This is a genomic window from Cellvibrio sp. PSBB023, from assembly GCF_002007605.1.
Lineage (GTDB): Bacteria > Pseudomonadota > Gammaproteobacteria > Pseudomonadales > Cellvibrionaceae > Cellvibrio.
Map to the genome: position 1 here is coordinate 1638329 of NZ_CP019799.1, position 15765 is coordinate 1654093.

General features: G+C 50.3%; 11 protein-coding genes. 9 read left to right on the top strand and 2 right to left on the bottom strand.

Annotated elements, in window-relative coordinates:
- Positions 1 to 3: 3 nt before the first annotated feature.
- Both thiS and B0D95_RS07350 read left to right on the top strand, forming a co-directional pair.
- Positions 4 to 210 carry a sulfur carrier protein ThiS gene (gene thiS / locus B0D95_RS07345; RefSeq protein ID WP_078043295.1) on the top strand — a complete coding sequence of 69 codons (207 nt, stop codon included), beginning with the start codon at positions 4 to 6 and terminating at the stop codon, positions 208 to 210.
- A gap of 1 nt (position 211) precedes the next feature.
- A complete protein-coding gene (locus B0D95_RS07350; RefSeq protein WP_078043296.1) occupies positions 212 to 1015 on the top strand; it encodes a thiazole synthase in 804 nt (267 codons plus the stop codon).
- Between the two features lie 12 nt (positions 1016 to 1027).
- On the opposite strand, the gene B0D95_RS07355 is transcribed toward B0D95_RS07350, so the two are convergent.
- Together B0D95_RS07355 and B0D95_RS07360 are read right to left on the bottom strand one after the other, a co-directional pair.
- Positions 1028 to 2413: an HD-GYP domain-containing protein gene (locus B0D95_RS07355; protein WP_168172416.1), complete on the bottom strand. Its 1386-nt coding sequence runs from the start codon at positions 2411 to 2413 to the stop codon at positions 1028 to 1030.
- Positions 2414 to 2461: 48 nt separating this feature from the next.
- Positions 2462 to 3358: an AEC family transporter gene (locus B0D95_RS07360; RefSeq protein WP_078043298.1), complete on the bottom strand. Its 897-nt coding sequence runs from the start codon at positions 3356 to 3358 to the stop codon at positions 2462 to 2464.
- Between the two features lie 263 nt (positions 3359 to 3621).
- Between B0D95_RS07360 and B0D95_RS07365 the strand changes: the two genes are divergently transcribed.
- The 7 genes from B0D95_RS07365 to B0D95_RS07395 all read left to right on the top strand — a co-directional run bounded on the left by B0D95_RS07365 (position 3622) and on the right by B0D95_RS07395 (position 15753).
- Complete coding sequence (locus B0D95_RS07365) at positions 3622 to 5838, top strand: TonB-dependent siderophore receptor (RefSeq protein WP_078043299.1); 2217 nt, start codon at positions 3622 to 3624, stop codon at positions 5836 to 5838.
- Between the two features lie 199 nt (positions 5839 to 6037).
- Entirely contained in the window at positions 6038 to 7228 is a 1191-nt protein-coding gene (locus B0D95_RS07370) for an acyltransferase (protein WP_078043300.1), read from the top strand.
- A gap of 74 nt (positions 7229 to 7302) precedes the next feature.
- Positions 7303 to 7815: a sigma-70 family RNA polymerase sigma factor gene (locus B0D95_RS07375; RefSeq protein WP_244904471.1), complete on the top strand. Its 513-nt coding sequence runs from the start codon at positions 7303 to 7305 to the stop codon at positions 7813 to 7815.
- A complete protein-coding gene (locus B0D95_RS07380; RefSeq protein WP_078043302.1) occupies positions 7805 to 8782 on the top strand; it encodes a FecR family protein in 978 nt (325 codons plus the stop codon). The genes B0D95_RS07375 and B0D95_RS07380 overlap by 11 nt, the downstream gene beginning before the upstream one ends.
- Positions 8783 to 8894: 112 nt before the next feature.
- The gene (locus tag B0D95_RS07385) at positions 8895 to 11222 is read left to right on the top strand and encodes a TonB-dependent receptor (protein ID WP_078043303.1); all 2328 of its coding nucleotides are present in this window, start codon (positions 8895 to 8897) and stop codon (positions 11220 to 11222) included.
- Between the two features lie 178 nt (positions 11223 to 11400).
- Positions 11401 to 13521, top strand: coding sequence for a TonB-dependent siderophore receptor (locus B0D95_RS07390; protein ID WP_078043304.1), 2121 nt, complete (start codon positions 11401 to 11403; stop codon positions 13519 to 13521).
- Positions 13522 to 13617: 96 nt separating this feature from the next.
- Positions 13618 to 15753 (top strand): TonB-dependent siderophore receptor, encoded by a 2136-nt coding sequence (locus tag B0D95_RS07395; protein WP_078043305.1) that lies wholly within the window; start codon positions 13618 to 13620, stop codon positions 15751 to 15753.
- Positions 15754 to 15765 lie beyond the last annotated feature (12 nt).

Below are 15765 nucleotides of genomic sequence, written 5' to 3' on the forward strand. Positions count from 1 at the left end.
CTTATGACAATTGAACTGAGTGTAAACAACGAAACGCAAACGCTTGCGGCAAAGACGCTGCTCGGCGATGCCTTACAACAATGGGGCTATGGCGACAGTAAAATCGCCGTGGCCATAAACGGCGAATTTGTGCCTCGCTCGACCTATTCCGAGCGCGAATTATTGGATGGCGATCAAGTCGATATCGTCAAACCGGTTGGTGGAGGTTGATATGAGTTACAACAAACCTGAAAAAGATTTCACCCTCTACGGCGAAACATTTTCCAGCCGCTTTTTATTGGGCACAGCACTTTACGCATCGCCGCAGTTAATGCGCGATTCTATCATTCAATCGCGCAGTGACATTGTTACCCTCGGTTTGCGCCGCCAAAATCCAGCCAATCGCGATGGCGATGCTATTTGGCAATATATTCAGGAGAGCGGCTGTCGCCTGCTGCCCAATACGGCGGGTTGCAAATCGGTTAAGGAAGCAGTGACGCTCGCGGAAATGTCGCGCGAAATTTTTAATACCGACTGGATCAAACTGGAAGTGGTGGGCGACGATTACAATCTGCAACCCGACCCTTTTGGCCTGCTGGAAGCAGCAGACATTCTGATTAAAAAAGGTTTTAAAGTGCTGCCCTACTGCACCGATGATTTGATTTTGTGCAAACGCTTATTGGATGTGGGCTGCGAAGTATTAATGCCTTGGGGTTCGCCCATCGGTACCGGCCAGGGCTTATTGAACCGCTACAATTTGCGCACCCTGCGCGAGCGCATTAAAGATGTACCCATGATTATCGATGCAGGCCTGGGTGCACCCTCGCAAGCAGCGGAAGCGATGGAAATGGGCTTTGATGGCATCTTGCTGAATACTGCCGTCGCCAAAGCGCACAACCCGCCGCTCATGGCTGAAGCATTTGCCGATGCGATTGATGCAGGCCGCAAAGCCTATAAGGCGGGTCTGATGCAAAAACGCCAAACGGCCAGTCCAAGCACCCCCACCATTGGCCAACCCTTTTGGCACCAGCAGTAAAACCCACTGCACTCAAGAGTCAGGCGGCGTATTGCGCTGTGCAATATAGCCGCCGATAGCAGTAAAACCTTCTTGCAGCCGCGCGAGAATTTTAGGATCTTTTGCGTCATTACTTGAAATATACATTTGCAACATGCGACTCAAACGCTGCAAATGAAATGTCATTTCCTGCTGTGCCAATGAGGCATCGGCAACCACTTTGCTGATGCTATTTCCCTCTTGCCCCGCCATGGACTCCAGCGATTCACGCAAATCTTCTTTAAAAAGCATGCTGCCTTTAAAAGTAGTCGCAACATGGAAAATAACGTTTTGCAGCGCATGTAATTTACGGTCGCCATGGGTATAACCCACAGCCGTTAAGCAATCGCGCAGCTGCGTAAACCAGCGTTGCAATTGCAAATTTTGTTGCAGCATGCGCTCGGCGAATTCAGGCACACCACTGCCACTGACTACATCCGGCAGCGGCAACTCACTGCGCAAAATCATGGTAGTGACAATGTCGCAACTGCGATACAAATAAGCCGCGCGGTTCATCTCCAATACCGGAATAACCTCTCGCCACCGGCGCCCTTGCGCTTTAAAGCGATTAAAGTAAATACCAACAATTGAATCTGCCACCGCGAGAATTTGCCCAAAAAGCGACAACTCGCTCTCCACCTTCGCCTGTGGATACCCTGTACCATCACAGCGCTCGTGGTGCTCACTGACAGCCGTCACAAGGGGTTCGGATATGCCCGGTATATCCATCAAAATACGGCGCGATATTTCCACATGGCGCTGCACCTGCCGCCAATCCGCCGCCGTTAATCCCTCGGTTTTGTTAAGCACCTGCGGATCGATGAACAACATGCCAATATCGTGGGTGATTGCTGCCCAGAAAACCTCACCCGAATCCTGCGCAGGCAAACGCATTTCCTGCGCGATGTACAACGCCCAGAGACTGACGCACAGCGTGCGCTCGTATAAATCACTCATCTGCGCCGCCATAACCGTTAAAAATTGCTGCACTAACGGCAGGCTGGACAACTTGGCACAAGCTGGCTCCAGAGAGCTGATTGGATGTTTACGCTCAGCCAATGACTGGAAATATTCTGTGGAGCGAATGGTATCGAGCAGATGCTGCAACAAATCATCGGTGGAGATGGATTTGCTTAGCTGAATGGAATTGGCGAGAGGACGAGCAAGCGTTTTGTGTTTCCAGCGAGCGATAGCGGCCTGGTCAAGCACTGTGGCGCGCGGCAGCAATAGCTGTCCATCAGCCGCCATAATATCGTCAGTAACAATCACCGGGTTTGTTGCGGACAAGCGCGCAAGGTAATCCGCATAAACGCCGAGCTGTAAAGGTTCCCATAACGTCGAACCGTCATCCGTCACGAATGACTGTTGATCATGCGACATACATAAAACCATCCGTGCAAAAATTTACCGAAGAATTTTTATCCGTTATTAGATTAACAAGCGCCACACCCACACACTGAATAAGCCCAACAACAAGCTATAGCCCACCATGGAGGCCGCCAAACGCGGCGCCAGGTTATGTGTAGTCGCCAGTACACCGGCAGAAATCATGGCAGGCATTGCCGCTTCCAATAAAATAACCCGCGCCGCCAAGCCATCGATATCGAACAGCCACAGCCCAAACCAGGCAAACGCCGGGGTGACCACCAGCATATAAAACAGCCCCAGCAAGAGCGGCGAAAAATACTCACGCTTCAATGACAAGCGCCACTGCAAGCCAACAGCAACCATGACCACTGGAACCAGTGTAGATGAGATTCGCCCGAGTGCGGCGGCTAACCACTCCGGATACACCCACAATGCCCCCACTGCAAACGCCAGCATCAAGGCGATAAATGGCGGAAAAACCAGAATATTGCGCGCAATGCCTGCGACCGAACTCTGGCTGGACGAGTAGTAACACGCCAACCCGATACCCAGGGTATTCAGCCCGATAAAGGTGCCCAACTGGTCATACAGAATGGCATAGGGCAAGGCCTCCCTCCCCAAATGCGCCTCAATCAAGGGAATACCCACAAAACCGGTATTGCCCAGTGTAACCAATAACAATATCGCCCCCGTCACCTCGCGCGACCAGGACAAGGCCCGCGCCGTTACCCAAGTAATCACCGCCGCAAAAAGCATAATCACCCAGGCAGCGATAACCGTAATTACCGCCTCATGGTTAAAGGTGAGCTTGGGAATCTCAACCAGAACCAGTGCCGGTAAGGCGACGTAAATGACATACAAATTAAGGGATGTCGCACAATTTTCCGGAATACGTTTAACGCGCTGCAATGACAGACCAATCAGCAACGCAATCACCACAACTACAATATTTTCCATGAAACATTTACCGCAAAACGCTGCCCATTGCGCAGCAATCAAAAATAACCCCAAAAACCATGGCGGTATTTTGGCAGTTTAGGCGACTTACGGGGAATATCTATGTCGCCAGATTCAAATTCCCTACCCCCCTCATCCGCACGAGGATCGACGCGCCAAACCAAGGACAAAAAATTATATCAAACGCCAATAATTATCATTTACGCGCCATAATTTTGTGGATATAGTGCGCCGCCTTACCAAAACCACTACTTGGGGAACCTATGACCACTACCATCTCGCAGGCAGTTACAACTGTATCCGCTACGTCTCGCACCGCACATCGCCCCGGACTTAAGCCATTGGTATTGGCGTTGCTGGCGATTTCTGCCAGCCAATCAAGCCTTGCCCAGCAAACCGAACAAACCAAAAAAGCGGTTATGCCAACCGTCGTTATTGAGGCGATGAGCGAGCAGGACCCCAGTAAAAGCTACACCAATTACAAGCAGGCCAAGGTCAACCGCAATGGGCAGGATGTCAAAGACACGCCGCAAACCATCGACACCATTGATGTGCAGAAATACAAACTCTATGGCGTGAACGATTTGAGTGTGATGCTCGCCGGTACACCGGGCGTAAATACCCAGTACGACATGCGTGGCGATGGCATCATGATTCGCGGCTTCAGCGCCGACAGCAATGACATCTACCGCGATGGCGTGCGTGAAAGCGGTCAGGTAAGACGCAGCACTGCCAATGTCGAGCGCATTGAAATCCTCAAAGGCCCGGCCTCCCTGCTTTATGGCCGCAGCGCAGGCGGTGGTGTTATCAACATGGTGAGCAAGTACGCCAACTTTGAATCACCCAGCAGTGTCGGTGTGTATGCAGGTAGTTGGGATTCAAGAGGCTTGACCTTGGATGTCAATCAGGTAACCAGCGAAAACCTTGCCGTGCGCGTGACTGGTGAAGTGGGCGATAGCGACAGCTTCCGCAAAGGCATTGAAAACGACATCCGCATGATCTCCCCCAGCTTTACCTACAATAATCGCGAGGGTTTGGAGTGGACGGTGCAATACACCTATGACGAACTTACCCGCACACCGGATCGCGGCCCAACCTACGAAAGCTTGCCCGCAGGTACTCCCATACGTACCAGTTTTGCCCAAGAAGGTGACTATGTGGAGGACATACTGAACGTGTTGCGCTCGGATGTGCGCTACCAGTTAACGGAAAACTGGAAGCTGCACTGGAGCCTTAGCCAGCGTGAAGCCGAGCAGAATTTTGACCACTTCTTTGGCGGCACCTGGTGCGGTCAAAACGGGCTGACACCCACAGGCACCAACTGTGATTGGCAGGGACTTGTCCGTCAAAACAGCTATGCATGGCAAGAGACCATGAACAAAACAACGGCCAATTCCGTTGAACTACAAGGCGAGTTCAACACCGGTAGCCTGCAACACAACATCATGGTCGGCATCGACTCAGCATGGGAGGATCGCGAGCCGCAGCTTTACGTCAACCGTGCGCCACTTCTCTACGGTTACGTCAACCCCTTTACTGGAGAGAAGCGCAGTGACCGCGGCACCATAGCTCGCCCCGCAGCCAGCACCGACAACAAACACACCGCTGAATCCCAAGCGATGTTCGTACAGGATGTCATCACTCTGGTACCCAGCGTCAAGCTGGTAGTAGGCGCACGCTACGACTGGTATGAATTTGAATCCACAAATCAATTGCTGGCACCTGGAGCAGCCAACCGCAGCCGCAATTACAGCGACAACAATATCAGCCCCAGCGTGGGTGTCGTGTGGCAACCGGTGGAAGCACACAGCATTTATGCCTCCTACAACAAAAGTTTTGCCCCTTACGGCGGGCGCAGCATGCTAAGCGTAGATACCAGCAGCAGCGCCGTGTATGACGCAGAGCCGCAGTTTCAGGAGCAGTATGAAGTGGGCATTAAAAGCGATTGGCTTGAGCACCGCCTAAACACCCAGTTCTCGGTGTTCAATATCGAGAAGAACAATATTCGCTACCGTCCCGATCCCGACAATGACCCCTACACCTGGGCGGTACAAGGCAAGCAGCGTTCACGCGGTGCCGAATTCAGTTGGATCGGTCGCGTTATTGATAGCGTCTATGTTCGCGGTGGATACGGTTGGCAAGAGGCCACAGTGATTGAGGATGTAGTAACGCCAGCGCTGGTGGATAACTACCTCGCCAATACCGGCAAAGAAAGCGGTAATGTGTTTGTGCGCTATGTACCTTCCGATAACTGGTACATGGAAGCCGGCGTTACTCACATGGGCAGCCAGTGGACAAACCTTGCCAACACTGCGCGCCTTGAGGGTTATCAACGCTTTGATGCAGCCATAGGCTACAGCCTGCGCAACATCAATATCACCCTGGCGGTATCCAATCTCAATGACGAGGAATACTGGCGCTCATCGTCCATGCCCGGTTCACCACGCAATGTTTTACTGCGCGCGAACTACCAGTTCTAAGGAAAATTTACACAGCAATCGTCATCTAGCGCAGAGGGAACTGCGCAGCTCTCCCTATCCAGCTCCGCACATATCCCCATCACACAACAATCAAAACTTCTTTTGCAAACGCTTTGGCGCCACAGTATATTCGCGTGCCTTTTGATACACATAAAACCCGCCCAACCCATACACTTCCCTGCAAGGAATCAGCAACGACATGGATCTCTCCACGAACGATAAAAACCGCCTCTATGGTCTGGATACACTGCGCGCTATCGCCATTATTATTGTGTTGATCTACCACTACAAAGTGGTGGTCAGCCGGGAAAATATCTTCGGGTTTATGAGCCAACTGGGTTGGACAGGCGTGGATTTATTTTTTGTCCTGAGCGGTTATTTGATTGGCAACCAGATTCTTTCAGCCATTGCCAAAGGCCAAGAGTTTTCGCTCAAGCTGTTTTACATTCGACGCTTACTGCGCACCCTGCCCAATTATTATTTTGTACTTGCACTGTATTTCCTGTTTCCCCTGGCGCTAAGCGGCACAGCAACCGCCCCGCTCTGGTCTTTTTTAACCTTCACCCAAAATCTGGATATGCGCGCCGGCGAAACCTTTACCCATTCCTGGTCGCTGTGTATTGAAGAGCAGTTTTATATTTTCTTTCCCATTATTGCCCTGCTATTTGCCTTCATCAAACAATCTGTTACCTGGGCCTGGATAGCACTGGTGGGCGCTATATTACTTGCTATGTCGCTGCGCGGATTCAATTGGTATACCCATGGCGAAACTGCCATCTCCAGTCAGGCATTTATGGAGCACATCTATTACTCCAGCTTTACCCGCTTTGACGAACTCTTACCCGGCGTGGCAATTGCAATGCTGAAAAACTTTCACCCCACAACCTATGCAGCAATATTACGCAGAGGCAATCTTCTGTTGGCGATGGGTGTTATTTGCGTGGGAGTCATGTTCTATCTGTTCCATAACTACGCCTATATCAAGGATTACGGAACCAGCTTTTCAGTGACCACATTTGGCTATTCATTCCTGGCAATCAGTTTTGCCATTCTGGTACTCGCCGCCCTCAGCCCAACTTCGGTATTACACCGCATACCTATTCCCGGCGCCGCTAGCATCGCACTCTGGTCCTATGCCATTTACCTCATCCATAAACCCTTGTTTCAGGTAATGAAAGCACCACTCACAGACTATGGCATTGATATCAATGGCGGAATGGGCGTGGCAATTATTATGGGAGTCAGTGTCTTTTGTGGCTGGGCACTCTACTTCTGTGTTGAATCGCCTTTTATGGCACTACGTGCGCGGTACTTCCCCTCTAACGTCCAAGCGCCTTTCACTCACCAGCCAGCAGCAATGGCGAGCGACACAAAACACGCAGCACGTTAATTTGGCATTGAAACCCGCCTTTCATTCAAAGATAATGATAACAAATATCATTTGCATCCTTGATGGGGCGATTTGTGAGTGGAGTTGGTTCAAACGAGACGCAAGACCTTGGCACCCTGTTTCGGGAGCATCAACCCTGGCTGCGCGGTTGGTTGAGCAAAAAGACTGGCTGCCCGCAAAGTGCGGCCGATCTTGCGCAGGATACTTACCTCAGACTGCTGGTATCCGGTCATTTGCCCTCACCAGCTCAGTCACGCTGTCATCTCACCCAAATTGCCAAAGGCTTGATGATTGACCTCTTTCGCCGTAAGCGACTGGAACAGGCTTATCTGAACAGCCTCAGTGATCTGCCGGAGCCAGAGGTGCCTTCGGCAGAAATGCAGGTGCTGCTGATCGAACGATTGATTGAAATCGACGCACTGCTACACAAGCTCCCCCATAAGGCACGTACCGCCTTTTTGCTGAATAGGCTTGAAGGCCTGAGTTACCCTGAGATCGCTAAGCGGTTGAGTGTTAGCGTGTCATCTATCGAAAAGTACATTGCCCTGGCGCTGATTAGTTGTTACCGGGCAACCTATGAAAACTGAGCCAACAACAGCATCGCAGATAGACCCTGGAATAGTGGAGGAAGCCAGCCACTTACTTGCCAGGTATTGGGCAGCACCTGAAGATCCGGAACTCCTTGCCAAGTGCAACGTCTGGCGCGCGGCACACCCACAGCACGAGTTGGTCTGGCAACGCTTACAAACCTTTGGGCAAAAGCTGGATGATATTCCCACCACTATTGCGCGCCATGCCTTGCTGGAATCTCCCAGCACCTCGCGCCGTGCCACCTTGAAACTATTCACTACGGCGGCGGTTATAACAGGCGCAGGCTACGTCCTTCACCGCCCCCATTTCTGGCAACAACAGTTTGCAACATATCGCACGGCGCTTGGTGAAACACGCCAGATACGCCTGGAGGATGGCACCCGAGTGTGGATGAATACCGCCACCAGCCTGGACGTTGAATTCACCAACCTCCGCAGAGTGATTCTGTACAGCGGTGAAATATTTGTCGAAACCGGTAAAGATCCTCAAGCACGCCCATTCATTCTGGTTACAGCTCAGGGGGATGTTCGCCCCATAGGGACACAATTTAACTTGCGCGCCCTGCCCGACAAGATCGCCGTCGGTGTTTATGACGGCAGCGTTGAATTGCTGACCGCCACAACCAAACAACGCTTGCGACTTGATGCTGGCCAACAAGCCCAGTTTTCCAGCAGCCATATCTCAACCCCGGATAACGCCGGGGCAACGCCCGCCTGGACCACAGGATTTCTTGCCGCCGAGCGCATGACACTCAGCGAGTTTGCCCAAGAATTGTCGCGCTACAGACGCGGAAAAATACAATGCACCAGCGAGGTGGCGGCTATGCAATTAACCGGCGTCTTTAGCATCAAGGACACCGACCGCGCCCTGATGAACCTCACTAAAGCGCTACCGATTGAACTGGAGTATAGAACGCGCTACTGGGTTCTTATCAAGGCGCGCCAAGGGAAGCGAGAGAAATGATGAAAAGGTAAGCAAGAGTAATGGTAAAAAATATTTATTTTTTATTGAGGGTTTTTGCTTCTGATACGGAAAGGAGTTAACACACAACATCCTATCGAGATCAGGAAACACTATGCGCAAACCCCATCGCCCACTACCAACCTTATTATCCGCTGTTATTGCAGCCTCCCTCTTGGGAACAACAACATTGTTTACTCAAGCGCTGGCGCAAACACCACCCACAGCAAGCAACAGCTTGATTGCGTTTGATATTCCCGCTGGCAACCTTGATCAAGCACTCAACCAGATCGCACTCATCGCCAAGGTGGAAATTATTGCCGATGCAAGCCTCACCCAAGGGAAGCGCACCAATGGATTCAAAGGCGCTTACACACTCGACGCCGCACTCAACTTACTGCTACAAGAAAATGGCTTGGCGCATAGCCACAACAATTCGGTCATCACCCTGGAGCGCGCCAAACCGCTGGGTAAGCTGGCTACTGTCAAAGTCATTGCCAGCGGTGAAAAACTGAATCGCAGCGAAAATGAAACGCTCTCCAGCGTGGACATTACCACCGCGGAAGAAATCGTCGCCCACGGCGATACCAACCTGCAAAATATCATGGAGCGCACTCCCGGCGTTTATTCGCAATCCGCCAATGAAAACTGGGGAATTCGCGGCGTCCCGGCTTCCGGGTTTGATGACCAAGGCCCTGCCGCCATGAATGGTGCGGTATCGGTTTATGTGGATGATGCCGTGCAAGCGCATCGCATGATTACCTTTAACCCGCTGCACCTGTGGGATATGGAACAAGTTGAAATTTACAGCGGCGCACAATCCACCACCCAAGGGCGTAACACCCTGGCAGGCGCGGTGGTATTGCGAACCAAAAACCCCACCTTTACCCCTGAATTTGCCCTGCGCACTAATGCCGGCACTTACGGTGAGCGAGGCGTATCCGCCATGGCAAGCGGCGCACTCATTGATGGAGTCCTCGCGGCGCGTATTGCCATTGACTCACAACATTACGATGGCTACATCACCAATAAAACGCTCAATATCGATGCCAATCCCTTGGAAGCGCAGAATATTCGCGGAAAATTATTATTTACTCCCACAGAAAAAATAAATGTTTTGTTTACCGCTGCGCGCACCAAACACAGTACCGGCACCAATGCCGTTGCGGCAACCGCCGGTAAGCCGGATTATTTTCACCTTTATGAAAATACCGAAAGCGACACCAACATTACCCAGGATGCCCTAACCCTGAAAGTGGATTACACACTGGACGACCACTGGACCTTCACCAGTATCACCTCCAGCACCCAGGTAGCTTTCACCTCGCTACTGGATTTTGACCAACTGCCCAGCGCCACCCAAACCATTGTACGTAACCACGAACAGGAACTTGCCAATCAGGAATTTCGTTTGGGTTACAACACAGAAAAAATTACCGGTTTTATCGGTGCCTATTACGGCAGAGTGGATGGAAAAGTGGATGACCAATTAATGGCAGGTTCAGTGGTTGCACTGGATTTAAAAGCCGACACTACGATTAATAATGCAGCGCTGTTTGGCGAAATAAATTGGGAGTTTATTGACAACTGGCAGTTGATCGGCGGGCTGCGCTATGACCGCGAAAAAAATGAAACCGACATTCGCTACCCCTTAAATCCGGCGCGTTCAGCACAAAGCGAAAAAGATACCGATGTATTCCTGCCCAAGATCGGCATTAGCCACAATCTGTCAGAAAACCAATTGATTGGCCTGACTTGGCGACGCGGCTATCGCAGCGGTGGTGTTAACCTGCGCACCAATACTAGCCATGTTCCCTATGATCCTGAATTCACCAAAACAACAGAGCTGTCCTGGCGCGGCAACTGGTTTAATGAGCAACTGCAAGCTCGCGCCAATCTCTATCACACTGACTGGATCGACCAACAAATTACCTTCCTCGATGACAATAATAACCGTCAGGTAGCCAATGCAGCCGAAAGCAAAATGCAGGGCATTGAATTTTCGGCCAGCTATGCCCTAAGTCCCAATCTCAGCTTGAGCGCTGGCGGTGCCTATAACCATACCGAGTATCTGGAGTTTATTACCAACGGCGCAAACTATAGTGGTCAGGCGTTTTTATTCGCCCCGAAAACCATGGCCACCCTTGGCGCGAATTATCGCTTTGATAATAGCTGGATGATAGGTGTGGATCTGGTTCATCAGGGTGACCGCACTTCAGCCTATTTAACCGACTCCAGTGGCGAAGTCATAGGCGAACGCCGTAGCGACAACACCACCTTGGTCAATCTCAATGCTGAAATCACCTTGTTCGATTCACTCATCGTTAATGGGTATGTTCGCAACCTGTTCGATACCCGTTATATCACCAACAACCAAGGCGATACCCTGCTGGATGTGGGCGCACCACTGACCCTTGGCGTTGCACTGAGCTACTACTTCTAACACACCCGACAGGCAAGCCATGGACGGCACCGCAATCCCCCGTGACATATCCCCCACTAAAAAGAATCCACTCACAGATAACAATAATTCTCAATAGAGCTTTTTCGTGCCATCGATTACTGGTAAAGTGCGCACAAATATCATTTAGCAATAATTATCATTTACTTGGGATTTACCTATGGGTGTATATAAAACACTTCCGTTCGCCATCGCCTTGGTGATGGGCAGCATACCGCTGGCATTGGCTGACACAGAAAAGGCCAACAGGCTTAAAACCGTGAAAGTCACCGCGACTGCTGAAACAACCGCCTATACACCTGAATCAGTCACCCTCGGGAAAACCGGCCAATCGCTAAAGGAGATTCCGCAATCGGTCAGCGTTGTAACCCGTCAAAAGCTGGACGATCAAAACATCAGTAACCTTGCCGACGCCATGAAATTTGCCACCGGTGTCAGCGTACAAAAATTTGATGGGGCCGGATTTTTTAATAGCTTCAATGCACGCGGTTATGCACCGGATACTTTTCAACTGGACGGGATTAACCTGCAATACAACGCCAATATGGCCGATACGGATCTGGTGGTATTTGAGCGAGTAGAAATCCAGCGCGGTGCAGCGGGTTTATTCCAAGGCTCGGGTGAACCGGGCGTGACAGTGAATATGGTGCGCAAACGTGCACTGGCAACGACCAAAATACAAGGCATGGCCAGTGCAGGCTCATGGGATAGTTATCGATTGGAAGCTGATGCAACCGGCGCACTATCGGAATCCAGCAATCTACGCGGGCGCCTGGTCGCGGCAGTGGATGACCGCGATTCTTATCTGAACGGCATAAATGGCAACAAACAAGTGGTGTATGGAACACTGGAGTACGACTTTGATAAAGCAACTACTCTGTCCATCGGCGGCACTTATCAAAAAATAGATTCGGTCATCGATCAAGGCTTACCCGCCTATGCTGACGGCAGCCTGATCAATGTACCCCGCTCCACCACCATCATTGCGGACTGGAATAGTCTGGATATGGAAACCGCCGATGTGTTTGGCGAAGTCGAGCATTTTTTTACCAACGGCGGTCAATTTAAATTCACCGTTCGGCATTCAGCGCGCGAGCGCATTTATGACGGCGCACGTGCAAATAGCGCTGTCGCTACCGATGGGAAAATTAACATCGCCAATGTGTATTTTCCCACTGATTTGGAAGACACCAGCGCCGATGTATTTGTAAATTTACCCATTGAGTTCGGCGGCCACACACACGAACTGACGTTTGGAGCAGATTATCGCACCAGCGATAATGAAACGCCTTACAGCCGTTACACCTACAGCCCTGCCAGTGGCACCTCCAATGTATTTGATCACAACAATGACACACCAAAACCTACTCTGGTAACCATTCCCAATAGCTACGGCAACAATACGGAAACCAATCAGGAAGGCGTTTATGCACGCGGTAAATTCCAGGTGGCAGAGCGTTGGCATGTCTTACTTGGTGGTCGCCTAAGCTGGTGGGATTCAGAGCAAACCCGCACCGATACCGGCGCCGTTATCTCACCGAAATACAAAGAGGATGAACAGTTCACGCCTTACGCCGCACTGATGTTTGATGTAACAGACGCAATCGCCCTGTACGCCAGTTACAGCGATATTTTCAAACCGCAAAGCAACCTCACCAAAGACCAGCAACAACTTGATCCACGCACCGGCGCGCAATACGAGCTGGGAGTAAAAGGTGAATTCCTGAATGGCCGCATCAACACCCATGCTGCTATTTATCGTCTGCAAGATGAAAACCGTGCACTTCCCGATCCGGAAGACAATCAATTTTCTATCGCCGCGGGCAAAGTCCGTAGTGAAGGTTTTGAAACAGAAATCAGCGGTGAATTAACGGCTAACTGGCAGATCACTGCGGGCTATGCCTATACCACCACGGAATATCTACGCGCAATCGCTACGCAAACAGGACAAAGCTATGCGCCTTTCACCCCAAAACACAATGCCAACCTCTGGAGCAAATACAGCTTTCATGATGGATTGCTACGCGGCTTTTATATTGGCGGCGGCTTACGCGCCGTAAGCGATTTTTACAATGGCAGCAACACGCTGAAATTCTCAGCGCCGGGCTATACCACGGTATCGCTCCTGACTGGCTATGCGTTTGATGACCACTGGAAGCTGGCCCTCAATATCGAAAACGCCCTGGATAAAAAATACTACGAAAAAGTCAGCGGGGCGTCACGCCAGAATTTTTATGGTGCGCCACTGAATGCAAGCCTGAGCTTACGCGGCAGCTTCTAAGCCCGGAGTCCAGAACCAAGCGCTCATTGTCCGAATAGCAATCAGGTTCGCTTTTTATTGTTTACGTGGTACAACACATTTCAAAAGAGAAAATTGATGAAGCAACATTTATTTACCCTGAGTGTATTAGCAATTGCCGTATCCATGGCCGCACCAACATTTGCACAAGGTGATCAAAAAAGCAGTAAAAAATCAAAACGAAAGGCAAAGGAATATGCGGTAGAAAATGTATTAGTGGAAGGCAAGCGCATCGGCAACCATGAAAATGGTGCACTGGGCAACAAAGCGATTATTGATACCCCCTTTTCCATCACTCTGGTAGATGCTGAAGACATGGCAAAACGTGGAGCAAAATCCGTTCGCCAGATTTTCATCAACGACCCGTCTTTTTATACACCGGCATCCTCGAACACGACAGATTGGTGGGGTATGTCCATTCGCGGTTTACCCGTCAGAAACACATTTGCCGATGACCTTCCCATCCTCCTCTATTGGGGTGGCGACTTCCCAACGGAAGTTGTTGACAGTGTCAGCGCACTGAAAGGTGCAACCGGCTTTATGTATGGTTTTGGTTCGCCGGGCGGCGCCGTCAGCTATCAATTAAAAAAACCACAGGACACCGCCAAAACCAATCTGGATCTCGGCGTGAGAAGAAACAGTATCGTTTCAGTGCAACTGGATACCAATCAGGTAATGGGCGACGATTTCAGTTACCGACTGAATCTCGCGCAGGAAACGGGAACCGCTTATAACGCAGCTGAGGTTAACAGGAGTGTTGCCAGTTTCGCCGCTGAAAAAGCAATCGGCGAAAAGTTCGAATGGTTTGGCAATGTGATTTATGAAGACAGCAACCTCAAACACGAACCTTTTCAATTTTATCTTGATGGTTATGATTTTGTTGGCAGCGGTGGAAAATTACCACGAGTCAGTTACGACTACGATGACTTTAATGTCGACAATTCGTTTTATGCAACGGAGACATTAATTAGCACAACCGGCTTCAAGTACCACATCAATGAGAACTGGCAAGCTAAATACCAATACGGCTATATTCGCAAAGAGCACGACTCCAATAAATCCTTTGCCGATCTTCATAACCAGCAAGGCGACTACAGTGGCAACATTTATAATTTTGCCGGAATACTGGCCAACTATTTTAACCAGCTCATGCTCACCGGCGAACTCAGTACTGGCGCAATTAGCCATGAAATAGTCGCGGGCATTGGCTATCAAAAAGCAACAAGCCAATACGGCCCTTTTTACTATGCCTCCACAGCTGACTTTGCTGGCAACCTGTATCAGGAACAAACATTTTTGATGGGAGATCGCCCTGACCTCACCTTAAACCCCGTGGGTAACGAAGTCAGGCAAACTTACGGCTTCTTAAGCGATACCATAAAGCTCAATACACAGTGGCAATTAATTCTTGGGGCAAGACACACTTACTACGACAAAGAAGATGTTGACCGCAACCCTGCCGTTAATTCCGGCTACAACACCAAAGCTATAACACCCACCGTTGCTTTGCTCTACAAACCAGTTGCCGATGCAACACTTTATGCGAGCTATGTAGAAGGGCTTGAGCCCGGCTCCACCGTAGGCACACGCTATGCTAATGCGGGCGAAAATCTCGACGCACAAGTGTCCACACAATATGAATTGGGTGGCAAATACCAGACAGGCAAACTGCATCTTGAAATTTCAGTATTTGATATTCAACGAACAGAAACCATGGACCTGTTACAAAACGGTTTGCTCTATTTAACACAAGATGGATTAACTACGTTCAAGGGAATTGAGTTAAGCAGTGCCTATCAATTTACCGAAAGCCTCAGACTCGGCATGGGCTTCGTCAACCTGGATGCAAGCATTGACGATGTTTCCGAAGCCAATAAAACACTAAAAGGCAACATGCCAGCCAACGCCGCCAAATGGCAAGGATTGGTCAATGCGGAATACACAGTAGCAGCGATTGACGGCCTGAGCCTTCACGGCGTTATCCGATACTACGGTGACACCTATGTCACCAACGCCAACCAATTAAAAGTTCCCGATTACACCATTGCCAATGCTGGTTTCAGCTACGATTTTCCCTTGTGGAATCGCAATGTCACGCTCAATGGCAACATCAACAATATCTTTAATAAAAAGTACTGGGCCGGTGGTGGCTATGGCGCAGGCAATATTGGAGAAGCCATCAATGCCTCGTTAGGGTTACAAGCCAGTTGGTAATCCTACGCTTCA

What these genes read in the sequence shown, in the direction of transcription:
- thiS (WP_078043295.1), top strand. Translation starts at nt 4, where the DNA reads ATGACAATTGAACTGAGTGTAAACAACGAAACGCAAACGCTTGCGGCA.
- B0D95_RS07350 (WP_078043296.1), top strand. Translation starts at nt 212, where the DNA reads ATGAGTTACAACAAACCTGAAAAAGATTTCACCCTCTACGGCGAAACA.
- B0D95_RS07355 (WP_168172416.1), bottom strand. Translation starts at nt 2,413, where the DNA reads ATGTCGCATGATCAACAGTCATTCGTGACGGATGACGGTTCGACGTTA.
- B0D95_RS07360 (WP_078043298.1), bottom strand. Translation starts at nt 3,358, where the DNA reads ATGGAAAATATTGTAGTTGTGGTGATTGCGTTGCTGATTGGTCTGTCA.
- B0D95_RS07365 (WP_078043299.1), top strand. Translation starts at nt 3,622, where the DNA reads ATGACCACTACCATCTCGCAGGCAGTTACAACTGTATCCGCTACGTCT.
- B0D95_RS07370 (WP_078043300.1), top strand. Translation starts at nt 6,038, where the DNA reads ATGGATCTCTCCACGAACGATAAAAACCGCCTCTATGGTCTGGATACA.
- B0D95_RS07380 (WP_078043302.1), top strand. Translation starts at nt 7,805, where the DNA reads ATGAAAACTGAGCCAACAACAGCATCGCAGATAGACCCTGGAATAGTG.
- B0D95_RS07385 (WP_078043303.1), top strand. Translation starts at nt 8,895, where the DNA reads ATGCGCAAACCCCATCGCCCACTACCAACCTTATTATCCGCTGTTATT.
- B0D95_RS07390 (WP_078043304.1), top strand. Translation starts at nt 11,401, where the DNA reads ATGGGTGTATATAAAACACTTCCGTTCGCCATCGCCTTGGTGATGGGC.
- B0D95_RS07395 (WP_078043305.1), top strand. Translation starts at nt 13,618, where the DNA reads ATGAAGCAACATTTATTTACCCTGAGTGTATTAGCAATTGCCGTATCC.